Annotated in this window: 22 protein-coding genes; 11 read left to right on the top strand and 11 right to left on the bottom strand. The window is 71.7% G+C overall.

Annotated features, from left to right (window positions below; all coding sequences use genetic code 11):
- The first annotated feature begins 63 nt into the window (after positions 1-63).
- Positions 64-1,053, top strand: coding sequence for a GDP-mannose 4,6-dehydratase (gmd, locus tag ACFFXY_RS08865; protein WP_382348562.1), 990 nt, complete (start codon positions 64-66; stop codon positions 1,051-1,053).
- Positions 1,054-1,072: 19 nt separating this feature from the next.
- Positions 1,073-1,909 (top strand): aldo/keto reductase, encoded by an 837-nt coding sequence (locus tag ACFFXY_RS08860; RefSeq protein WP_382348559.1) that lies wholly within the window; start codon positions 1,073-1,075, stop codon positions 1,907-1,909.
- Positions 1,910-1,960: 51 nt separating this feature from the next.
- Here ACFFXY_RS08860 and ACFFXY_RS08855 read toward each other — a convergent pair whose 3' ends face one another.
- Both ACFFXY_RS08855 and ACFFXY_RS08850 read right to left on the bottom strand, forming a co-directional pair.
- Positions 1,961-2,254, bottom strand: coding sequence for a transcriptional regulator (locus tag ACFFXY_RS08855; protein ID WP_382348556.1), 294 nt, complete (start codon positions 2,252-2,254; stop codon positions 1,961-1,963).
- The gene (locus tag ACFFXY_RS08850) at positions 2,251-2,715 is read right to left on the bottom strand and encodes a hypothetical protein (RefSeq protein WP_382348553.1); all 465 of its coding nucleotides are present in this window, start codon (positions 2,713-2,715) and stop codon (positions 2,251-2,253) included. Before ACFFXY_RS08850 ends, ACFFXY_RS08855 begins: the two co-directional genes overlap by 4 nt.
- A 102-nt stretch (positions 2,716-2,817) precedes the next feature.
- On the opposite strand from ACFFXY_RS08850, the gene ACFFXY_RS08845 reads away from it, so the two are divergent.
- Entirely contained in the window at positions 2,818-3,648 is an 831-nt protein-coding gene (locus ACFFXY_RS08845; RefSeq protein ID WP_382348550.1) for an aldo/keto reductase, read from the top strand.
- Between the two features lie 51 nt (positions 3,649-3,699).
- Here ACFFXY_RS08845 and ACFFXY_RS08840 read toward each other — a convergent pair whose 3' ends face one another.
- From ACFFXY_RS08840 to ACFFXY_RS08825, 4 genes are all read right to left on the bottom strand, one after another.
- Entirely contained in the window at positions 3,700-4,752 is a 1,053-nt protein-coding gene (locus tag ACFFXY_RS08840) for a hypothetical protein (protein ID WP_382348547.1), read from the bottom strand.
- A gap of 75 nt (positions 4,753-4,827) precedes the next feature.
- Complete coding sequence (locus tag ACFFXY_RS08835; RefSeq protein WP_382348544.1) at positions 4,828-5,835, bottom strand: hypothetical protein; 1,008 nt, start codon at positions 5,833-5,835, stop codon at positions 4,828-4,830.
- A gap of 58 nt (positions 5,836-5,893) precedes the next feature.
- Positions 5,894-6,514 carry a response regulator gene (locus tag ACFFXY_RS08830; RefSeq protein ID WP_382348541.1) on the bottom strand — a complete coding sequence of 207 codons (621 nt, stop codon included), beginning with the start codon at positions 6,512-6,514 and terminating at the stop codon, positions 5,894-5,896.
- Positions 6,507-7,652: a GAF domain-containing sensor histidine kinase gene (locus ACFFXY_RS08825; RefSeq protein WP_382350590.1), complete on the bottom strand. Its 1,146-nt coding sequence runs from the start codon at positions 7,650-7,652 to the stop codon at positions 6,507-6,509. The genes ACFFXY_RS08830 and ACFFXY_RS08825 overlap by 8 nt, the downstream gene beginning before the upstream one ends.
- 115 nt (positions 7,653-7,767) lie before the next feature.
- Between ACFFXY_RS08825 and ACFFXY_RS08820 the strand changes: the two genes are divergently transcribed.
- From ACFFXY_RS08820 to ACFFXY_RS08810, 3 genes are all read left to right on the top strand, one after another.
- The gene (locus ACFFXY_RS08820) at positions 7,768-8,475 is read left to right on the top strand and encodes an SDR family oxidoreductase (RefSeq protein WP_382348538.1); all 708 of its coding nucleotides are present in this window, start codon (positions 7,768-7,770) and stop codon (positions 8,473-8,475) included.
- Positions 8,472-9,482, top strand: coding sequence for an S-adenosylmethionine:tRNA ribosyltransferase-isomerase (locus tag ACFFXY_RS08815; protein ID WP_382348535.1), 1,011 nt, complete (start codon positions 8,472-8,474; stop codon positions 9,480-9,482). Before ACFFXY_RS08820 ends, ACFFXY_RS08815 begins: the two co-directional genes overlap by 4 nt.
- 75 nt (positions 9,483-9,557) lie before the next feature.
- Positions 9,558-9,980, top strand: coding sequence for a hypothetical protein (locus ACFFXY_RS08810; protein WP_382348532.1), 423 nt, complete (start codon positions 9,558-9,560; stop codon positions 9,978-9,980).
- 20 nt (positions 9,981-10,000) lie between these two features.
- Here ACFFXY_RS08810 and ACFFXY_RS08805 read toward each other — a convergent pair whose 3' ends face one another.
- Positions 10,001-10,849 (bottom strand): SDR family oxidoreductase, encoded by an 849-nt coding sequence (locus ACFFXY_RS08805; RefSeq protein WP_382348529.1) that lies wholly within the window; start codon positions 10,847-10,849, stop codon positions 10,001-10,003.
- 228 nt (positions 10,850-11,077) lie between these two features.
- On the opposite strand from ACFFXY_RS08805, the gene ACFFXY_RS08800 reads away from it, so the two are divergent.
- From ACFFXY_RS08800 to ACFFXY_RS08790, 3 genes are read left to right on the top strand one after another with little or no spacing between them, the layout of a single operon-like run.
- On the top strand, positions 11,078-11,839 hold the full coding sequence (locus tag ACFFXY_RS08800) for a response regulator transcription factor (protein WP_382348526.1): 762 nt from the start codon (positions 11,078-11,080) through the stop codon (positions 11,837-11,839).
- A 3-nt stretch (positions 11,840-11,842) separates the two neighbouring features.
- Positions 11,843-13,234, top strand: a complete 1,392-nt coding sequence (locus ACFFXY_RS08795; protein WP_382348523.1) for a sensor histidine kinase — start codon at positions 11,843-11,845, stop codon at positions 13,232-13,234.
- Between the two features lie 41 nt (positions 13,235-13,275).
- The gene (locus ACFFXY_RS08790; RefSeq protein WP_382348520.1) at positions 13,276-14,427 is read left to right on the top strand and encodes a low temperature requirement protein A; all 1,152 of its coding nucleotides are present in this window, start codon (positions 13,276-13,278) and stop codon (positions 14,425-14,427) included.
- On the opposite strand, the gene ACFFXY_RS08785 is transcribed toward ACFFXY_RS08790, so the two are convergent.
- From ACFFXY_RS08785 to ACFFXY_RS08775, 3 genes are read right to left on the bottom strand one after another with little or no spacing between them, the layout of a single operon-like run.
- Entirely contained in the window at positions 14,393-15,190 is a 798-nt protein-coding gene (locus tag ACFFXY_RS08785) for an ABC transporter ATP-binding protein (RefSeq protein WP_382348517.1), read from the bottom strand. The two genes, ACFFXY_RS08790 and ACFFXY_RS08785, sit on opposite strands and share 35 nt — an antisense overlap.
- Entirely contained in the window at positions 15,187-16,212 is a 1,026-nt protein-coding gene (locus ACFFXY_RS08780) for a FecCD family ABC transporter permease (protein ID WP_382348514.1), read from the bottom strand. The genes ACFFXY_RS08785 and ACFFXY_RS08780 overlap by 4 nt, the downstream gene beginning before the upstream one ends.
- The gene (locus ACFFXY_RS08775) at positions 16,209-17,282 is read right to left on the bottom strand and encodes a FecCD family ABC transporter permease (RefSeq protein ID WP_382348511.1); all 1,074 of its coding nucleotides are present in this window, start codon (positions 17,280-17,282) and stop codon (positions 16,209-16,211) included. The genes ACFFXY_RS08780 and ACFFXY_RS08775 overlap by 4 nt, the downstream gene beginning before the upstream one ends.
- 97 nt (positions 17,283-17,379) lie before the next feature.
- On the opposite strand from ACFFXY_RS08775, the gene ACFFXY_RS08770 reads away from it, so the two are divergent.
- On the top strand, positions 17,380-18,393 hold the full coding sequence (locus tag ACFFXY_RS08770; protein ID WP_382348508.1) for an ABC transporter substrate-binding protein: 1,014 nt from the start codon (positions 17,380-17,382) through the stop codon (positions 18,391-18,393).
- 136 nt (positions 18,394-18,529) lie between these two features.
- A complete protein-coding gene (locus ACFFXY_RS08765) occupies positions 18,530-19,561 on the top strand; it encodes an ABC transporter substrate-binding protein (protein ID WP_382348505.1) in 1,032 nt (343 codons plus the stop codon).
- Between the two features lie 92 nt (positions 19,562-19,653).
- Here ACFFXY_RS08765 and ACFFXY_RS08760 read toward each other — a convergent pair whose 3' ends face one another.
- A complete protein-coding gene (locus ACFFXY_RS08760; protein WP_382348502.1) occupies positions 19,654-21,891 on the bottom strand; it encodes a hypothetical protein in 2,238 nt (745 codons plus the stop codon).
- Positions 21,892-21,954 lie beyond the last annotated feature (63 nt).

Raw genomic sequence — 21,954 nt, 5'->3', positions numbered from 1 at the left:
ACGTGCGGCCGTCCATCCCCTGAACGGGCGGGGGCCCGCCGGGCACGAACTAGACTCGGGGCCGTGAAGACAGCGCTGATCACCGGCATCACCGGGCAGGACGGCTCGTACCTGGCCGAACTGCTGCTCGCGAAGGGCTACACGGTGCACGGCGTGGTGCGGCACGCGTCCTCCCTCATCGCCAACACCTCGCGCCTGGAGGCGGTGTACCAGGACCCGCACGAGTCGGGGCGGCGCCTGTTCCTCCACAAGGGCGACGTCACGGACGCGGGGCTGCTGGTCAACCTCATCAGGGACATCGAGCCCGACGAGATCTACAACCTCGCCGCGCAGTCCCATGTGCGCGTGAGCTTCGACCTGCCCGACTACACGGCGAACGTGACCGCGCTGGGGGCGATCCGGCTCCTGGAGGCCGTGCGCGCCAGCCGGATCGACGCGCGGGTGTACCAGGCGTCCACTTCGGAGATGTTCGGGACGACGGCGCCGCCGCAGGACGAGACCGCGCCGTTCCACCCGCGGAGCCCGTACGGGGTCGCGAAGCTGTTCGCGCACTGGGCGACGGTGAACTACCGGGAGTCGTACGGGATGTTCGCGGTCAACGGCATCGCGTTCAACCACGAGAGCCCGCGGCGCGGCGAGACGTTCGTGACCCGCAAGATCACGCGCGCGGTCGCGCGGATCGCCGCGGGAATGGAGAAGAAGGTCTACCTGGGGAACCTCGACGCGGTCCGCGACTGGGGCTACGCGCCCGAGTACGCCGAGGCCATGTGGCGGATGCTCCAGCACACCGAGCCGGTCGACTACGTGATCGCGACCGGGCGGGCCGCGACGGTGCGCGAGTTCGCCGAGGCCGCGTTCGCGCACGCCGGGCTCGACTGGCGCGACCACATCGAGCACGACGACCGCTACGAGCGGCCCGCGGAGGTCCCCAAGCTCGTCGGCGACCCCGCGAAGATCGCCCGCGAGATCGGCTGGGAGGCCCGCGTCCACTGGGACGAGCTGGCCCGGATCATGGTCGACGCCGACCGCAAGGCCCTGCGCGACGGCGCCTGACGCGGTTACCATCGCGGGCATGACTCATCTCAGCGACACGGTGAAGCTCAACGACGGCACGGACATGCCGCGACTCGGCTACGGGACCTACAAGGTCGGCGACGACGAGGCGCAGGAGGCCGTCGAGGCGGCCCTGGCGACCGGGTACCGGCTCGTCGACACCGCCGAGATGTACGGCAACGAGGTGGGCGTGGGCCGGGCGCTCAGCGGCTCCGGCGTCCCGCGCTCGGAGGTGTTCCTGACCACGAAGGTCTGGAACGACCACCACGGCGCGAAGGCCGCCCGCGAGGCGCTCGAAGCCTCCCTGGAGCGCCTGGGCACCGACTACCTCGACCTGTACCTGATCCACTGGCCCTCCCCCAAGCAGGGCCTGTACGTCGAGACCTACGAGGCGCTGCTCCAGGCGAAGGCCGACGGGCTGATCCGCTCGGCGGGCGTCTCGAACTTCAACCCCGAGCACCTGGAGCGGGTCCACGAGGGCACCGGCGTGTGGCCCACGGTCAACCAGGTCGAGCTGCACCCGTACTTCAACCAGCCCGAGCTGCGGGCCTGGCAGGCCGAGCGCGGCATCCGCACCGAGTCGTGGGGCCCGCTGGGCCAGCGCACCGGCTCGGTCCTGGCCGAGCCCGCGGTGACCGCGGCGGCCGAGGCGCACGGGAAGAGCCCGGGGCAGGTCGTGATCCGGTGGCACCTCCAGAACGGGTGCATCGTGATCCCCAAGTCCTCCAAGGCGAGCCGCATCGCCGAGAACTTCGACGTGTTCGACTTCGAGCTGAGCGCGCAGGAGGTGGCCGCGATCAGCGCCCTGGAGACCGGGAAGCGGCAGGGCATCGACCCGGCTAGCGGCGAGCGGTAGGACGAGGTTCGAGGGCGGCCGGAGGTCCGGCCGCCCTTTGCCGTTGTTCGGCTATTCGATGCCTTCGGCGAGGCGCTTGAGTTCGGCGACGTGCCCGGCGAAGGCGGCGCGGCCGGTGTCGGTGAGCGCGGCCCAGGTGCGGGTGCGGCCTTCGAGGGGCGACTTGCGGACCGTCAGGTACCCGGCGTCCTCAAGGGCCTTGAGCTGCTTGCTGAGGACGGAGTCGCTGACGCCCAGGCCCTCGCGGATCGCGGCGAACTCGACCTCGGTCATGCGCGAGAGCATCGAGCAGATCCGCAGGCGGTTGGGCGCGTGGACGACCTCGTCGAAGCGGGGGGCAGTCATGCGGCCTCGCGGAGGTCGGCGCGCAGGAGCCGGTCGAAGTGGCGGCCCCACACGGTGGTGAGGACCGCGAGGACGATCCCGGCGGCGACCGAGGGCCACCACAGCTCGAAGCCGAGGCCGAACACGGCGCCGACGGCGGCGATCGCGATGCCGATGAACACCGCGTTCATCGCGCTGCGGCGCGAGCGGGGGCCGCCGGAGTAGCCGTCGACCCACACGCCGGTGATGCGGCGGTAGGCGGTGGCGAGGAGGTACGCGCCGATCGCGAAGGCGCCCACCGCGCCCCACACGATCGCGAGGCGGGCGCCGCTGCCCGCGACGGCGGCCAGGCCGCCGATGAGGACGCCGAGGATCGGGTGGTACCACCAGGGGGTGTAGAGGCGGTCGGCGATGTCGGAGCGGGTGCGGTCGACGTCGGCGAGGGCGGCTCGGGCCTCTTCGGGGTTCATGCGACTTTCCATGACGGAAACTCTAGCGGACGACTTTCCATCGCGTCAAGTCGGGGTTTTCCGTCGCGGAAAGTGCGGTGGGCAAACGGTCGCACGGTGAGTAGCTTTGCGCGCATGAGCGAACTGAGCACGGCAATCACCCTGACCGGCGGCGCGAGCATCCCGCGGTTCGGTTACGGCACCTTCAGGATCGAGGACGGCGACACCCAGGCGGCCGTCGAGACCGCCCTGGAGACCGGCTACCGGCTCCTCGACACCGCCGTCGGCTACGGCAACGAGGTCGGCGTGGGCCGCGCCCTCGCCGCGTCCGGCCTCAAGCGCGAGGAGGTGTTCCTGACCAGCAAGGTCTGGGACCACGGCTACGACGACGTCCGCCGCAACCTGGACGAGTCCCTGGAGCGGCTCGGCACCGACCACCTCGACCTGTACCTGCTGCACTGGCCGCGCCCGAGCGTCGACAAGTACGTCGAGTCCTGGCAGGCGCTCCTCGACGCCCGCGCCGAGGGCCTCATCCGCGCCGCCGGCGTCTCGAACTTCACGATCGAGCACCTCGACCGCATCGAGACCGAGACCGGCGCCGCCGCCGAGATCAACCAGGTCGAGCTCCACCCGTACTTCGCCCAGCCCGAACTGCGCGCCTACCACGCCGAGCACCTCATCGCGACCGAGTCCTGGGGCCCCCTCGCCCTCCGCGGCGGCGCCCTCTTCGACGAACCCGCCCTCAAGGCCGTCGCCGACGCCCACGGCCGCACCCCCGCCCAGGTCGCCCTCCGCTGGAACCTCCAGCGCGGCAACGTCGTCATCCCCAAATCCGTCACCCCCGCCCGCATCCGCGAGAACTGGCAGGTCCTCGACTTCACCCTCACCGACGCCGACCTCGCCGCCATCGACGCCCTCGACACGGGAACCCGCCAAGGCGGCGACCCCGCAGTCGTCGGCAACTAACCACGCGAAAGGCCCCGCGCGATCCGCGCGGGGCCCTTTCACGTTCCGGTCCTAGAACACGAGTTCGCGCTCCGTCGCGGCGGGCGTGTCCACGAACGCGTAGCCGTCGCCGCCGTCGAGGTTCTCCAGGTCGCCAACCGGCGTGAACACCAGCGTCGCGCCCGCGGCGTCCTCAGGGACGGCGAAGACCGCGGTGTACCGGAGGTTCCCGCCGGTGTCCGGCAGCTCCTCGCTGCTCCAGGCCAGCGCGGCGACCGGGTCGCCGCCCGCTTGGACCGTGAGCGCAGACTCGTCGAGGTTCCAGCGCAGCGCCGCGTCCTCGTAGCTGCACCAGTTGAACCTGACGTCGAGGAACACCGTCCCGGGCTCGGCCCAGCCCTCTTCGGGCCGCCACGCCGAGCGGTCGCTCTCCACGAAGCTGCTGCCGCAGGTCAGGTACCAGGCGTCTGACCCGTTGGCGACGCCGACCTCCTCGTACCCGAACTCGTCGCCCATGACCGGGCCGAGCGTGCGGCCGTCGTAGTAGGCGGCGACGGGCTCGACCCGCTCGCCGCTGCGCAGGTTCAGGCCCTGGGCGCGGCCGTCCTCCTCGACCCACAGGACCGCGTCCTCGCCCTTGGGGACCGAGACGGCGAGGTGGCCGCCGGGGGCGGGGACGGCGTCGAGCTCGATCCGCTCCTCCCCCGCCTCGATCCACGCGGCCAGGCCGACGGCCTCGGATTCGAGCACCGCGGGGTCGTCGGGGTCGATCTGCGACTCGGCGACCAGCTCCGGCGAGAGCGCGAACTGGTTGACGAGCCATTCCACGTCGCCCGCGGCCTCGGGCAGGTCGCCGAGCCCCTCGGCGGCGGCCAGCGCCTCGGGGATCTCGGCGCCCGCGCTGTGGCACAGCAGCGAGAGCGAGAAGTGCGGGCCGACGATCGCCGCGTCCTGGTCGAAGAACCACAGGTCGTCGCCGTTGGTGCAGCGCGCGGAGGCGCCTTCGCCCGTGACGAGCTCGTACGCCTCGGTCTTCTCGCCGAGGAGGGAGCAGCCCGAGGCGGCCAGTGTGAGGAGGGTGAGGGGGATGAGGGGTTTGATGAACTTGTCTTGTGTCGTTTGCACACGGTGAAGATAATCGAGCACCGTGCGTCATGACTCAGTAGACGGTCAGGGTCCGCGGCCGGACGGAGCCGAGCGTCAGAACAGGGCTTCCCATTCGGTGGTCGCGGGGTCGTCGCGGAATTCCCATTCGCGGCCCTGTTCGTCGACGACCCGGCCGTAGGGGGCGAAGGCGATCGTGAACTCGGCGTCGTAGTCGGGGACCTCGAAGACCGCGTAGACCTCGACGCCCATGCCGTCCAGGCCGGCCTCGCGCCAGGCGACCGGTTCGGCGGCCTCGCCGCTGGCGAGGACGATGGAGCGCTGGTCGAGACTCCAGGTGAACTCGTCGAAGTCGCGGCACCAGGTGGTGCCGACGGTGAGGAACACCGTCCCGTCCTCGGCCCAGCCCAGCTCCTCGTCCCAGGGGTTGCGCCAGGCGCTGCCGCCGTCGTACTCGCAGGCGAGCCACGTGTAGTCGGCGCCGCGGTCGAAGTAGACCTCTTCGTACCGGTAGCCGCTGAACAGGTCGGTGGTGGAGGAGACACCGTTGTAGAAGGCGAACACGGGGTCGACGCGCTCTCCGGTGCGCATGTCGACCCCTTGGGCGCGGCCGGTGTCCTCGACCCAGAGGACGGCCTGCTCGTCGGCGGGGGCGGTGAGGACGACCCAGTCGCCGGGGTCGGGGGCCTCGCGCAGTTCGAACTCGTAGTCGCCGATGGTGACCCAGGCGCGGGTCGGCGCGTAGCCGTACTGGGCTTCCATGGGGGTCGTCGACACCTGGTTGACGACGAACTCGCTGCCGTCCTCGGCTTTCGGGAGGTCGGCGAGGGCGCTGGAGCGGGCCGCGACCTGGGCGGGCAGTTCCTCGCCCACGAAGCGGCAGGCGACGTCGACGGTGAAGTGGGGGCCGAGGATGTGGCGGGCCTCGTCGGTCCAGTAATCGTCGCCCTTCTCGCACCAGGCGCCTGAGTCGGCGCCGAAGAAGAACTCGTGCGGCGCGGTCCGTTCGAGGACGTCAGGAATCGGGACATAACCGCACGCGCTGCTTGTGAGCAGGAGTATCGCCAGAGGGGCGAATATGAGTTTGTGTGTTTTCAGGGGCACCAGGAGACCGTAGGGAATCACCGAGAGTGACAGCACAAGAGACTGTCGCCGATGGCGGTCAGCCGATGCCGTGGCGGACCGCCCATAGGGCGGCTTGGGTTCGGTCGGCGGCTCCTATGCGGCGGAGGAGGTTGGTGACGTGGGTTTTGACGGTCTTCTCGGAGACGCCGAGGGCGCGGGCGATCTGGCGGTTGGTCTGGCCCTTGGCGATGAGGCCGAGGACCTGCGACTCGCGGGGGGTGAGGTTGGGGGCGGCGGGGCCGGTGGCGCCGTTCATCAGGCCGCGCATGGCGACCGGGGCGAGGAGGAGCTGGCCGGAGTGGACGGTGCGGATGGCGCTGGCGAGGGCGTCGGGGTCGATGTCCTTGTAGACGAAGCCCGCGGCTCCGGCGGTGATGGCGGCGGGGACGCGTTCGGCGTCGGTGGCCGAGGTGAGGACGAGGACGCGGGCGCGGGCGTCGCCGAGGCGGTCGAGGACGCCCTGGCCGTCGAGGCCGGGCATCTTGAGGTCGAGGAGGACCACGTCGGGGTCGAGGGCGGCGATGGCAGCGAGGGCCTCCTCGCCGTCGCCCGCTTCGCCGACGACGGCGAGGTCGGGTTCGAGTTCGAGGTAGCCGCGCAGGCCGCGGCGGACGACGGGGTGGTCGTCGACGAGGAGGAGGCGGATCGGGTCAGTCACGGCCGTCCCTTTCGGTGTCGAGGATGAGCGTGACGACGGTGCCCTCGCCGGGGGCGGTGGCGAGGCGCAGGTCGCCGCCGAGGGCCTTGGCGCGCTCGCGCATCGACAGGAGGCCGAGGCCGCGGGTGGCGGCCTCGTCGGCGTCGAAGCCCAGGCCGTCGTCGGCGACGGTGATGCGCTCGGTCTCGATCGTGAGGGTCACGTTGCGGGCCTTGGCATGCCGGAACGCGTTGCCGAGGGCCTCCTGGACGAGCCGGAGCACCTCCACTTCGCCGTCGCGGGAGAGGTCCACCGGGGAGCGGACCGCGAAGTGGACGCTGGTGTCGTGGAGGCGGTCGAGGAGCGTCGTGTGGCGCCGGAGGGTCTCGACCAGGCCGTGGGCGTCGAGGTCGGCGGGGCGCAGTTCGACGATGACGCCGCGCAGTTCGGCGACGGCCTCGGCGGCGAGCTGCTCCACCTCGTCGAGGCGCGCGCGGGCGGCGGCGGGGTCCTCGGGGAGGAGTTTCCCTGCGGCGCGGGCGGAGAGGCGCAGGGAGAACAGGCGCTGCATGACGGCGTCGTGGAGTTCGCGGGCGAGGCGGTTGCGCTCTTCGACCACGGTGAGTTCGCGACTGCGCTCGTACAGGCGGGCGTTGGTGATCGCGATGGCCGCGTGGGAGGCGAGGAGTTCGATGAGGTCGGTGTCGGCCGCGGTGAACCCGGGCCGCCCGAGGTCGTTGGTGAGGACCACGATGCCGAGGATCTGCTCCCCGTCGCGGATGGGGACGCCCAGCAGCGCGCTCATCGCCGGGTGGGCCTTGGGCCACCAGCGGAAGCGCGGGTCGCGGCGCAGGTCGTCCAGGCGGATCGGCTCGGTCTCGGTGAGGATCGCCGCGAGCATCCCGTGCTGGCGCGGCAGCGGGCCGATCTCCAGGCGCTGCTCCTCGCCGATGCCGTCGGTGATGAACTCGGCGAACCCGCCGTCGTCGTCGGGGATGCCGATCGCGGCGTAGTCGGCGCCCACGAGGCGCCGGGCCGAGGAGACGATCACTTCGAGGACCTGGTGGACGGACAGGTGCCTGGTGATCGCGCCGACGGCCGCCGACACCTCGTGCAGCAGGGCGGCGGGATCAGAGTGGGAGGCGGTCACGGCACGAATCTAGCCCAGGATCGGGCCGCCGCGGCTCGGTCGCTGGTCTTAGGACCTGCGGACCGGGACCGACCGCGACCTCGGGCCGATGTGCGCCGCCCGGGGCGGCAATAGCGTCGGCGGCATGACTCACGAAACCCGAACCGCCGTCGTCACCGGGGCGTCCGCCGGGCTCGGCCTGGCCCTCGCCGAGCGGCTCGCCGCCGACGGCTGGCGCCTGATCCTCACCGCCCGCGGCGAGGCCCGCCTCAAAGAGGCCGCCGACCGCCTCGGCGCCGAGTACCTCACGGGCGACCTGGCGTACGACCCTGAGCACCGCGTGCGCCTGATCGCCTTGGCGGACGGGCGGATCGACCTGCTCGTCAACAACGCGTCCACGCTCGGCGAGGTGCCGCTGCCGACGCTCGCCGACGCCGACTTGGCGCGGCTCCCCGAGGTGTTCGAGCTGAACATGCGGGCCCCGCTCCACCTGGTGCAGCTCGCGCTCCCGTCGCTGCGCGAGCGCGGCGGCGCCGTCGTGAACATTTCGAGCGACGCCGCGACCGGCCCGTACGCGACCTGGGGCGTCTACGGGGCGTCGAAGGCCGCCCTGGACCAGTTGTCGAACGTGCTCGCCGCCGAGGAGCCCGCCGTGCGCGTGTGGGCCGTCGACCCCGGCGAGATGCGCACGCAGATGCTCGCCGACGCCGTGGGCGAGGCCGACGCGGCCGAGGCCGGGGACCCCGCCGACGCGGCGGCCGCGATCGCGCGGCTCGTGGAGGCGCGGCCCGACAGCGGCCGCTACGAGGCCAAGGCGTTCCGAGACCGCAGCAAGGAAGGGGCCGGGGAATGAGCACCACGTTGACCGAGCCGTTCGCATTCGCGCTCGACGCCGCCCTGGAGGCGCGCCGGCCCGCCGAGGTCCGCGGCACCGGCCGCTCCGACGTGCGGATGCTGGTGACCGACAAGGCCACCGGCGCGATCACCCACCGCCACTTCGAGGACCTCCCGGCGCTCGTGCGCCCCGGGGACCTCCTGGTCGTCAACAACTCCGGGACGCTCCCGGCCGCGGTCGTCACCCGCCAGGGCCTGCGCGTCCACTTCTCCTCGGTGCGGCCCGACGGGTCGTGGCTCGTGGAGCTGCGCGACCGCGACAAGCCGTACCTCGGGGACGTCCTGGGCCGGATCGTCGACCTCCCCGGCGGCTACCAGCTGTACCTGGAGCGGCGCTTCGGCAAGCGGCTGTGGGTGGTCCGCCCGCCGTTCGGGTCCGTCCCGGACTACCTCGCGCGGTACGGCAGGCCGATCCGCTACTCGTACGTCGAGGAGCAGTGGCCCGTCAGCGCCTACCAGACCGCGTTCGCGACCGTGCCCGGATCGGCCGAGATGCCGAGCGCCGCAAGGCCGTTCACGCCGGAGATCGTCACGCGCCTGGTGTCGGCCGGGGTCGGGATCGCGCCGATCACGCTCCACACGGGGGTCGCGTCGCTGGAGAGCGACGAGGACCCGTACCCGGAGTGGTTCGAGGTCGGGGAGTACACGGCGCGGGCCGTGAACGGCGCGAAGGCAGCGGGCGGGCGCGTCATCGCCGTGGGGACGACGGTGGTGCGGGCCCTGGAGAGCGCCGTGGAGGACGGCCGCGTCGTCGGCACCTCGGGCCACACCGAGCGGATCGTCTCGACCGCCGACCCGGTCGCCGTCGTGGACGGACTGCTCACGGGCTTCCACGAGCCGCGCTCCACGCACCTGTCGATGCTGGAGGCGATCTGCCCGACCGGGCTGCTGCGCGACTCGTACGCGGCCGCGATCGAGGGGAAGTACCTGTGGCACGAGTTCGGCGACGTCCACCTCATCGCCTGAACGGGGCCCGGACCTGCGCGTTACCATCGGTTCGGCGGCCGCACGGGCCGCCGAACCGAACGCGAGAGGGCCGGGATGTTCAACAGGGGGCACGGTCCCGAGGGACGCAACGGGAAGCGCCGCTTCGCGATCCCCGACACGCCCCTGGTCTCGGCGGTGACCGCGGCCGTGACGCTCGCGCTCGCCGTGGTCCTGTTCCTCACCGCGATGCCGGGCGAGGAGCGGGTCCTGTACTACGAGGGCGAGCGGGTCAGCCCGTCCGCGCTGTGCGAGACGACCGGTCCCGACGGGACCGCCGTCATGGGCGCCTGCGCCGAACTCGGCGAGTGGGAGACCCGCGAGACCGGTTGGGGCGTCGTCAGACTCGTGATCGCGGGGGTTCTCGCCGCGGGCGCGGCCGTCGTGATCGCGGGCATTCCCAAGCAGGTCGCCGAGCGCCGCCGCGAGGAGCTGGCGGCCCTGGAGCGGCTCACCGACGAGGACTTCCCCCGCAGGTAGCCGCCCCGGGCGGACCGCAGTTAATCGACGTAGATGTCCGGCTGGAAGTCGGTCGTGCCGGGCACGACCGAGTAGCCGTCGAGATCGGTGACGCCGATCGAGGCCAGCAGGTCCTCGACCATGACGGCGTTCCGCGTGTAGGACGCGTCGCGCGAGAGGATCGCCAGCGCCGCGTCGGCGACGATCTCGGGCTTGCGGGACCGGTCGAGCATCGGCTGCCCGCCGAGGGCGAACTCGACGGCCGCGGTGGCGATGGTCGTCTTGGGCCACAGGCAGTTCGCGGCGATCCCCGGCTCGGTCTCGGCCGCGCCGAGGGTCATGATCGTCATGCCGTACTTGGTGGCCGTGTAGGGGCCGCCGGAGAACCAGCGCGGGTCGGTGTTCAGCGGCGGGCTGACGGTCAGCAGGTGCGCGTGGTCGGATTCGCGCAGGTGCGGGAGGGCGGCGCTGACGGTCGCGAAGGTGCCGCGGAGGTTGACGCCCGCGATGAGGTCGAACTTCTTGAGGGAGAGCTCGCCGATGCCCGTGAGGTCGAGCGCGGAGGCGTTGTTGACGCAGGCGTCGAGCCCCCCGAACTCGGCGGCGGCCCGGTCCACGGCCTCGGCCACGGACTCGGCATCGCGCAGGTCGCCGACGATCGGGAGGGCCTGGCCGCCCGCCTCCTCGACGGCCTTGGCGGTCTCGTAGAGGGTGCCGGGGAGTTTCGGGTGCGGCTCGCCGGTCTTGGCGAACAGCGCGACCTTCGCTCCGGCGGCGCCGAGCGCGACGGCGATGGCGGCGCCGATGCCGCGGCTGGCGCCGGTGACGAACGCCGCGCGCCCCTTGAGGGGGTGGTCCTTGACCAGGGCGGCCCTGACGTCTAGCTCCATTGCTATGCCTCCATAGGTTCGACTCCCCCGAATATTACTGGAAAGTAACTTCAGGGGGAAGCAAGGCCGCCGTGACACGCCGCCGACCGCCCCGGCGGTTTCCTGAACGTCTGCTGTGAGCGGGTGCGGAAGTCCCCTGGAAACGGTCGCGAACCCTGTCAGCGCAGGAAACGGTGAAATAGGCTGGGCAACCACAAAGGGTCTTGCACGAGTACTGAGGAGCGGTGGATGACTTCGACCAGCGGGCCAGCCGGCGCCGTACCGCCTGCGGTGCCGCTCCGGGGCGACGGGTCCCCGGCGCGTCTCCTGGTCGTCGACGACGAGGAGAGCCTGGCCGACCTGCTGGTCGAAGCCCTCTCGTTCCAGGGGTACACCGTGAGCGCGGCGCGCAGCGGCACCGAGGCGCTGACCTCGGTCGAGTCCGTGCGGCCCGACCTGGTGATCCTCGACGTGAACATGCCGGGCCTCGACGGCTTCGGCGTGGCCGACCGCCTGCGCGCCTCCGGCGACGCGACCCCGATCATCTTCCTCACCGCCCGCACCGCCCCCGACGACCTCCGCGACGGCTTCGGCTCCGGCGGCGACGACTACCTCATGAAGCCGTTCCGGCTGGAGGAGCTGTCGCTGCGCGTCTCGGCCGTGCTGCGCCGCACCCTGGGCCGCGAGACCGCGTCGAGCCAGCCCGCCGACACCGTCTCGGTCGCGGACCTGAGCCTCGACCTCGCCGCGCACCAGGTGACCCGCGACGGCAAGACGATCGACCTGTCCCCCACCGAGTTCCGCCTCCTGCGGTACCTCGCGGCGAACGCCGGGCGCGTGGTGTCCAAGTCGGAGCTGCTCAAGCAGGTGTGGGGCTACGACTTCGAGACCGAGTCGAGCCTCGCCGAGACGTACGTGTTCTACCTGCGCCGCAAGCTCGACAAGCTCGGCCCGCGCCTCATCCACACGGTCCGCGGCGTCGGCTACATGCTCCGCCCGCCCCAGGAGTAGCCCGTGGCCATCAGAACGAAGATCGCCGCAGCGATGGCGATCCTGCTCATCGTGGCCGTCGCCATCATCGGCTTCGTGACCGTGCAGACGCTGTCGACCAAGCTCACCAACCAGGTCGACCAGAAGCTGCACGGGGTCGTCGAGCAGGGCGGCATCCGCACCAACCCGGGGTTCGGGGCCGACGGCGAGACGCCCTACAACGAGTTCGCGGTCCTGATCTTCGACGGCTCCGGCGACCTGATCATCAGCAGCCAGGCCGGGTTCAAAGACGCCCCCTACGCGCTCCCCGACATCGACTCGCCGCCGTCCGACAGCTCCTACTTCACCGTGGACAGCACCGACGGCGACACCGTCTACCGCGCCGTGAGCCTGGTCGACGTCGACGCCTCGGTCAACGGCGTGCCCGGCACTTACACGATCGTGGTCGCCACCTCGATGAACGACGTGGAGGCCTCGATCTCGACGCTGACGCGCACGGTCGTCATCACCGCCCTGCTCGTCGCGGCCCTCGGCATCCTCGCCGCCTGGATCATCACCCGCCGCGGGCTGCGCGTGGTCGACCACATGGTGGCCGACGCCGAGACCGTCGCGACCGGGAACCTGGGGCACCGGATCACCGTCGCGGACCCCCGCACGGAAATGGGCCGACTGTCGTTGGCGCTCAACCGGATGGTGTCGAGGCTGACCGATGCGATCACGCAGCGGGACCGGCAGCACGAGCGGTTGCGGCAGTTCGTGGCCGACGCCGGGCACGAGCTGCGGACGCCGCTGACCGCGATCGGCGGGTACGTGCAGCTCTACCAGAACGGCGCGGCCGCGCAGGGCGAGAAGCTCGACCGGGCGATGGACCGGATCGGGTCCGAGAACGCGAGGCTCGCGAAGCTCGTGGACGACCTCATGGTGCTCTCGCGCCTGGACGAGGAGGTGGGCGGCGACCGGGAGCTGGTCGAGCTGGCGCAGCTCGCGCAGGACGCCGTGGACGACGCCGAGGTGGCCGACGCGACGCACCCCGTGGGGCTGATCGCGGCCGAGCCGGTCACGGTGGTGGCCAACGAGGGGCAGCTGCGGCAGGTGCTCGTGAACCTGCTGACCAACGCCAGGGTCCACACCCCGGCCGGGACCGCGATCGACGTGTCGGTCAAGGCCGAGGACGGCTGGGCGGTCGTGCGGATCGCCGACCACGGGCCCGGCATCCCCGCCGAGCACCGCCAGAAGGTCTTCGACCGGTTCTACCGGGCCGACCCGTCGCGCTCGCGCGCCACCGGCGGCTCGGGGCTGGGTCTGTCCATCGTGTCCTCGATCGTGGCCGCGCACGGCGGCCTCATCAAGCTCGACAGCGAAGAGGGCCGAGGCACCGCGATCGAGGTCAGGCTGCCGGTCGCAAGGCTCGAATAATCGCGAGGGACCGTCGTGCGCGACTGCTACGCTCACACCTCGTGACCCGACTCCTCCCCCGCTGGTTCGTCGAACACATCGACCCCGTGCCCGACCAGGACGAACTCCCGGTCTCGACGCTCGAACTGTTCTTCGACCTCATCTTCGTCTTCACCGTCGCGCAGTTCACGGCGATCATCGCCCACGACCCCCTCACCGGGCTGCTCCAGACCGTGCTCATGTTCGGGTTCCTGTGGTGGATGTACGCCGGGTACTCGTGGCTCACCAACGTCATCCCGCCCGTGCGGCCCGCCCGGCGCGTCCTCCTGCTGTGCGCCATGGCCGGATGGCTCGTGGTGGCCCTGACGATCCCCGCCGCGTTCGAGGGCGGCAGCGTGTGGATCGCCGTGGGGATGCTCGTCGTCGTGGTCGTCCACGGCCTCATGTACCTCCAGGCCGCCCGCGCGTTCGGCCCGGTGTTCCTCGCCAACCTCGTCGCGGTCGCCGCCGTGTTCGCGGCCGAGCTCGGACCCGAAGGGGCGTGGCGCTACTCGTTCTGGGCGCTCGCGGCCGTCATCGTGTGGTCCGTCCCGGTCTGGCACGGCCAGCGCGGGTTGAAGCTCCACCCCGCGCACATCACCGAACGGCACGGCCTGGTCGTGCTCGTGGCCCTCGGGGAGTCGGTGGTCGCGATCGGGATCGGCGCGCGCGGGCTGCCGGTGGACGCGGACCTGCTGGTCGCGGCGGTGCTGGGGCTCGCGATCGGGGCGTGCATGTGGTGGTCGCTGTTCGTGCGGGACCTGCCCGCGACCGAGCACGCGCTCAAGGCCACGAAGGACCAGGTGAAGCGGGTGCGGAAGGTCCTCGCGGGCCTGTCGTACTCGTTCGTGCCCGTGCTCGTCGGCATCCTCGTGTTCGCCGCGGGCCTGAAGCACTCCGTGGGGCACGCGTTGTCGCCCTTGGACCTCGAATCGACGCTGCTGCTGTCGGGCGGGGTCGCGGCGTTCCTGCTCGGCACGGCCGGACTGCGGTGGTCGATGCGGCTGCCGAGGCCGTGGGAGCGGGTGGCGCTCGCCGCGGCCGTGCTCGCGGTCGCGCCGGTGGGCCTGGCAAACACCGCGCTCCAGCTCGCGGCGGTCGTGGCGGTCCTGGTCGGCGCGCTCGCGCTGGAGGGCCGGTCTAGCGCGGCGCCGAGGCCAGCGCCCGCGGGATGACCAGGGGCGTCCCGGACTCGGGGTCGTCGATGATCCGGCAGGGCAGGTCGAAGACCTCCTGGACGGTCTCGGCGGTGACGATGTCGGCGGGGGCGCCCTCCGCGACGACCGCGCCGTCGCGCATGGCGATGAGGTGCGTGGCGTAGCGGGCGGCCTGGTTGAGGTCGTGGAGGACCGCGACGAGGGTGCGGCCCTCGCGGTGGAGTTTCGCGCACAGGTCGAGGACCTCGATCTGGTGCGTGATGTCGAGGTAGGTGGTGGGCTCGTCGAGCAGGAGCAGGGGCGTCTGCTGGGCGAGGACCATCGCGATCCACACGCGCTGGCGCTGGCCGCCGGAGAGCTCGTCGACGCCGCGGGAGGCGAGGTCGGCGATGTCGGTGGCGTGCATGGCCTCGGCGACGACGCGCTCGTCCTCGGCGGACCACTGGCGGAGGATGCCCTGGTGGGGGTAGCGGCCGCGGGCGACGAGGTCGGCGACGGTGATGCCGTCGGGCGCGATCGGGGACTGCGGGAGCAGGCCGAGGCGGCGGGCGACGGCGCGGGTGGGCTGGTGGTGGATGTCCTTGCCGTCGAGGAGGACGGTCCCGTGGGAGGGCTTGAGCATCCGCGCGAGGGCCTTGAGGAGCGTGGACTTGCCGCAGGCGTTGGGGCCCATGATGACCGTGAACTCCCCTTCGGGGATGTCGACGGTGAGGTCCGCGCTGATGACGTGGCGGCCGTAGCCGAGGGTGGCCTCGCGGGCGGCGAGCGGGCTAGCGGTCACGACAGGATCCCCTTCTTGCGGTTGGCGATGAGCAGCCAGATGAGATAGGCGCCGCCGACGACGCCGGTGACGACGCCGGTGGGCAGTTGGCGGTCGCCGACGCCGGCGACGGCGATCATGTCGGCGGCCGTCACGATGAGGGCGCCGACGAGCGCGGAGCACAGGAGGCTGCGCGCGGAGCCGGTGAGGCGCGCGGCGATGTGGGGCGCGGCGAGGGCGACGAACGCGAGCGGCCCGGCGACGGCGACGGCCCCGGCGGTGAGCACGGAGGCGGTGACGAGCGCGGTGATGCGGGTGGCGCCGACGTGGACGCCGAGCCCGGTGGCGGCGGCTTCGCCGAGGCGCAGGGAGTCGAGGCCGCGGTGGAGGAACGCGACGACGACCAGGCCCGCGGCGAGGACGATGCCGACGGCGGCGGCCTGCTTGAAGTCGCGGCCGGAGAGGTCGCCGGTGAGCCAGTAGACGGCGCGGAACGCGTCGATGATCGTGGTGCGGGTGAGCAGGTACCCGTTGATCCCGGCGAGGATCGCGGCGACGCCGATGCCGACGAGGACGAGGCGGTACCCGGAGGGGTCGGCGCCGCGCGTCAGGCTCCAGATGAGGAGCCCGGTGGCGAGCGCGCCGACCGCGGCGAGGACGGCGGTGGTCTGGAGGGACGCGCCGGTGACGATGATGGCGATGAGCGCGCCGGTGGTGGCGCCCTGGGTGAGGCCGAGGAGGTCGGGGCTGCCGAGGGGGTTGCGGGTGAGGGTCTGGAACAGGGCCCCGGCCAGGCCCATGCACGCGCCGACGGCGAGGCCGGTGGTCAGGCGCGGCAGGCGCAGGGTCCAGAGGATGAACTCGTCGCCTTTGGTGCCCTGGTGGATGAGCGCGTACCAGACGCGTTCGAGGCCGAGGGAGGTCGATCCCGTTGCGGCCGACCACATCGCGACGGCGACGAGTGCGGCGAGGGACCCGAGGACCGCGGCGAGCAGGCGGTGGCGCAGGCGGATCGAGAGGCCGCCGAGTCTGAGGACCGTCACAGCCGGGCCACCTTCCTGCGGCTGACGAGGGAGATGAAGAACGGGCCGCCGACGACGGCGCAGACGATGCCGACCTGGACTTCCGCGGGGCGGGCGGCGAGGCGGCCGATGACGTCCATGAGGACGAGGAACGCGGCGCCGGTGAGCATCGAGTAGGGCAGGACCCAGTTCTGGTCGGGCCCGGTGAAGGCCCGCACGACGTGCGGGACGACCAGGCCGACGAAGACGATCGGGCCGCACACGGCCGTCGCGGTCCCGGCCAGCACGGTGATCGCGGCGATCCCGGCGACGCGCAGGACGCGCGGGTCGACGCCGAGGCCCGTGGCAGTGGCGTCCCCGAGCGCGAGGGCGTTGAGCGGCCGGGCGAGGAGGATGCCGACGGCGCTCGCGACGCCGATGAGGATCACGACCGGGAGGATCGGGGCGGTGTGGGCGTTGACGAGCGAGCCGACGGACCAGAACCGCATGGTCTCCAGGGACGCGGCGTCCATGAGCTGGATCGCGGAGACGTACGCGTACCCGGCGGCGGTGACGGCGGCGCCCGCGAGCGCGAGCCGCGCGGGGGTCGCGGTGGCGGCCCCGGCGATGAGGTAGGTGGCGACCGTGGCGACCGCCGCGCCCGCGAACGCGAAGCCGATGGTCTGCGTGAAGCTGGAGAAGCCGAGGAAGTACGCGGCGGTGACGACCGCGGCGGCCGCGCCGGTGTTGACGCCGAGGAGGCCGGGGTCGGCGAGGGGGTTGCGGGTCATGGCCTGCATGAGGGCCCCGGCGAGGCCGAGCGCGGCCCCGGCGGCGAGGCCGAGGGCGGTGCGGGGCAGGCGCAGCTCGGTGACGACGGGGTAGGCGTCGGAGCCGGGGTCGGTGAGCCCGGCCCAGACCTGGCCGAGGTCCATGGCGCGGGCGCCGAGGGCGACGCTCGCGACGGCGAGGACCGCGATGGCGGCGAGGAGGACCGCGAGTCCGGCGATGCGGCGCGCGTTGCGCGGGCGGGGCGCGGGTTCGCTTGCGTCCCTTGGACCTTCGACCGCCGGTGGGGGCGGCGCGGAGGGGGCGCGGTGCGCGGTTGACAAGTGCGGTCTCCGGCGGGATAGTGGCTGCGGTTTTGTTTAGGCTAACCTAACCGTCGCTCGCCCCGCCATGACCGATCACCCTCCGAAGGAGTTCGACGTGCCACTCCCCGCCTTCGACCGCCGCCGCCTGCTCGCCGCCTCGGGCGGCCTCGGTGCGGCCTCCCTCCTGGCCGCGTGCAGCGGCGGCGGGGACGACCCCGTGCAGACCGAGCCCGACGGCAAGCCGTTCTCGTTCCTCGACGAGCGCAGCGGCGAGGACGTCAAGCTCGTGGCGGTCCCAACGACAGTGGTCGCGTTCACCGGCCTCGCCGCGGCCCTGTACGACTACGGCGTCGAGGTCGCGGCGGTCTTCGGGCCGACGACGCTCGCCGACGGGCAGCCGGACCTCCAGGCCGGGCGCCTGCCCGTGGAGGAGCTGACGGTGCTCGGGAACGCCTGGGGCGAGTTCGACGTCGAGAAGTACGCCGAGCTCGGGCCCGAGCTCATCGTGTCCCACTACTACGAGGGCTTCGACCTGTGGTTCGTGCCCGAGGACCGGCTCGAAGAGGTCGAGTCGCTCGCGCCGGGGATCGGCATCGAGGTCTCGAAGCCCACGATCGACCAGATCATCGACCGCCATGCGGCCCTTGCCAAGGCGCTCGGCGCGGACCTGAACTCGACGGAGAACGCCGCGGCTGTGGAGCGGTTCGGGACCGCCGCGGGCTCGGTGGCCGCCGCCGTCGCCGAGAAGCCGCTCAAGGTGCTCGCCGTGGGCGCGTGGCCCGACGGGCTGTACATCGCGAACCCGCCCACGTTCAACGTGCTCGCCAAGAGCGTCGAGCTCGGCGTGGACGTCGTGGTCCCCGAGAACCCGGACCAGAACAACTACTGGGAGCTCCTGTCCTGGGAGAACGTCGACAAGTACGCGGCCGACGTGATCTTCCTGGACACCCGCACCGGGAACCTCTCCGCCGAGCAGCTGGCGTCGGACTACCCGACCTGGGCCGCGCTCCCCGCGGTCGCGGCCGGGCAGGTCTACGGGTGGAACGCCGAGCCGGTGTACTCGCACGTCGGCGGCGCGATCGAGCTGGAGCGGATCGCCGAGGGGCTGACGTCGGGCCAGGCGCTCTAGTGGCTGACGCCACGTGAGCACCCCAGGTCAGGACCCCGCAATCCGATTAGGTTAGCCTAACCTCGGTTCGGCCGGGCCAGGCCCGCAATCCGACCGCCCGTCCCGGCCCCCCGCCTCTCACGAAGGAGACATGCACATGGCATTCGATGCCGACAAGGTCACGCTCGCCCGCCGCGGGCTGCTCGCCGGGGGCGGCGCCCTCGGCCTCACCGGCGCCCTCGCCGCCTGCGGTTCCGGCGACGACGCCGCCGACACCGGGGAGGAGTCCACCGGCCCCTGGGAGTTCACCGACGACCAGCCCGTCACCTCCGAGCTCGACCACGTCCCCACCAAGCTCGTCGCGTACACCGGCATGGCCGCCGCGCTGTACGACTTCGGCATCGAGGTCCCCGCCGTCTTCGGCCCCACCACCAACGAGGACGGCACCGCCACCAGCCAGGCCGGGAACCTGCCCGTCGGCGACCTCGAAGTCTTCGGGAACACCTACGGCGAGTTCGACGTCGAGGCGTACGCGGGCTGGGGCCCCGAGGTCCTGCTCACCCACTTCTACTACGACCCGGCGACCCTCTGGTACATCCCCGAGGAGTCCAAGGGCAACATCACCGAGCTCGCCGAGGTCGTGGCCCTGAGCGCCGACGACGGCGCGAACACCCTCGACGCGGTCATCGGCCGCCACGCCGAGCTCGCCGAGAGCCTCGGCGCCGACCTCGCCTCCGACGAGAACGCCGCGAACAAGGAGCGGTACGACGCGGCCGTCGCGGCCCTCACCGAGGCCGCCGCCGCCAACCCCGTCACCGTGCTCGCGTGCTCCGCGGCCGCCGAGGTTTTCTACGCCTCGAACCCGGCCATGGGCAACGACATGCGCTTCTTCACCGAGCTGGGCGTCAACTTCGTGCAGCCCGACAACCTCGACGAGGGCGGCTACTTCGAGAGCCTCTCGTGGGAGAACGCCGACAAGTACCCCGCCGACCTCCTCTTCCTCGACTCCCGCATCCAGGCCCTCCAGCCCGACGCGCTCACCGAGTTCCCGACCTGGACCGCCCTCCCGGCCGTCCAGGAAGGGCAGGTCACCGGGTGGGAGGCCGAGCCCATGTACTCCTACGGGCTCGCCGCCGTCTCCATCGAGGCGCTGGCCGAGGCCATCAAGAACGCGAAGAAGCTGGTCTAAGGCAGACCGGTTCTTCATCCACCACAACTGAATGCAAAGTGAGAAAGGGCGGGGGTTGCGTGGCCCCCGCCCTTTCGCCTTGCCTTCCTTGACTACTTGATGTCGAAGACGACGACCGACGGGTCGTGGTCCGAGACGCCGTAGCGGCCGTAAGCGGGCTCCTCGCCGAAGTCCCACGCGTCGGCCGGGTAGTCGGCGTTGATGTGCGCCGAACCGGTCCACTCGACCTCGCGCAGCAGCGCCGGGGACGCGAACATCTGGTCGAGCGTCTGCGTCTGGCCCACATAGGTGTAGGAGTACGCGGCCGCCGGGTGGTCCTCCACCTGCACGTCGTACAGGGAGCACAGCCCCGAGTCCTCGTACATCCCGGCGAGCTGGTCCGACGGGCCGGTCCAGTCCCCCGCGATGACCTGGCCCTCGGCGAACGGGTCGTCGGGGCGCGGGAAGACGTTGAAGTCGCCGCCCGCGAGGACCTTCGCCCGGCGCTGGTGGTCCAGGATCGTCGCGCTGATCGCCGCCACGTAGTTCGCCTGCTCGGTGCGGTGCAGCACGCGCGTGTTCGGGCTGGACGAGAAGTGGTTGTTGATCAGGTAGATCTCGCCGATATTGCGGCCGTGCTTGTCCTTGAAGTAGAACTTCGCGGCCTGCGCGGCGCGGCTGAACACGTCGTAGCCGTTGCACGCGAACACGCCCGAGGACGTGCACTGGTCGACGACCTCCTGCGGGAGTGCCGCGTTGAGGGCCTTCGGGTTCTGCACGTCGGCGTTGATCGCGTCGGCCTCGGTCGGGTAGTCGATCTCCGGGGAGTCGCCGAAGACCGGGTCCCACTTCTTCACGTTCGACAGTCCGACCAGCTTGGGCTGGAACAGGAAGCCGGTCATGATGCCGCGGGTGTCGGCCGCGTCGAGGTCGCCCACGGCCTGGTAGGTCGGGCCGCCGTACTCGGCGATGACGAGCGCGAGCTCCTGGATCGAGTCGGGCGCGCCGTCGCCGCCGGTGTTCGCGTCGCCGGTGTTCACCAGGTCGCACACGAGCCGGTCCTCGCCGAGGTCCGAGTGCTTCGTCCACGCCGGGTTGACCGAGCAGACGTCCTGGGCCTCGCCCTCCTGCGTCATGAGGATCGCCGGGCTCTTGAGGTCCTCGACGATCTGCGCGGCCTGGCGCTGGAGCTGGGCCTCGTACTCGGCGTAGGTGGCCGGGACGTAGTCGAACGGCGGGCTGACGTTCCCCTCGGGGTCCTCGGGGTCGGTGCAGCCGGTGTTGCCCGCGAAGTCGCAGCCCGAGTTCGGGTTGTCGCGGGTGTCGTAGAGGTTCTCGATGTTGTACGAGGCGATCGACGCCTCGTGCTTGCCCGCGGCCTCGACGGGCTCGTTGTCCGCGGGTTCGAGACCGTCTTCGAGGACCAGGTCCTCGGCGACCTCGACCGCGTACTTCGCGAACGAGAGGTAGACGCCGCCGGTGGCGGCCTCGGTGATCACGTCGTAGGTCTTCGCGGGGGCGATGATCGACTCGGTGGTCCCGGCGGTGGCGCGGACGCCGAGGTCGCCGATGACGAACAGGTAGCCGTTGCCGTCGTCGAAGTTGCCCTCGACGGTGTCGAGCGGGTGCGCGTCGCGGTAGGCGCGGGCGGCGTAGCCGTCCTGCTGCGCCGCTTCCGCATCGCCGCGCATGGCCCAGACCTCGCCGCCGGAGGAGAACACGTCGCGGCCAGCGGTCACCACGGACTCGGCCGGGACGGTCATCTGCATGCCGAGGTGGCGGCGCATGTACTCCAGGGACGCTTTCGCGTCGTCCGGCGGGTCGATCTCCACCGACTCGACCTCGGCGAGCGGGTCGAGGCCGGTCTCCACCACGTCGTAGACGTATGCGGAGCCGCCGGAGAACTGGATGTTCCCGAAGTAGGTGCCGACGACGCCGCGCAGGACGATCTCGTCGCCCACGTTCACGGTCCAGTTGGCGCCCAGCTCCTCGCGCGCGGGGGACCCGGCGAGGGTCCGCAGCGTCGAGTACTGGTTGTTGAAGACGAAGATGCCGTCGGAGGAGTTCGCGTCGCCGTCGGTCGCGTCGGCGCGCTCCTGGAGGAAGAAGCCCTTGTTCCCGGACGGGTCGAGGGTCTCCTGGGTGACGACGCCCTGGACGTACACGGTCTGGCCCGCGAGGGGCGAGGTGAAGTCGGTGTCGCCGTCCTCGATCGAGCCCTGCACGGCGCCGATGTGGACGATGTCGGCCTGGGCCTGCGCCGAGGACGCGAAGAGGAACCCGGAGGCGCCGATGAGGACCGCGCCCGCGGCCGCCGCCGCGAGTCGGGCACGCCGTCTGAGGGACTGCACGGGGAAGCTCCAATGCTCTTGTCGCCCGGCGCGGGGCGCCGGAAGCGGGTGATGGGGCGGTAC

Origin of the sequence: Glycomyces mayteni (genome assembly GCF_042428885.1) — a bacterium.
Taxonomy (GTDB): domain Bacteria; phylum Actinomycetota; class Actinomycetes; order Mycobacteriales; family Micromonosporaceae; genus Glycomyces; species Glycomyces mayteni.
Note: the sequence above shows the minus strand (reverse complement) of the source record. Positions and strands in the feature narration are given on the sequence as shown.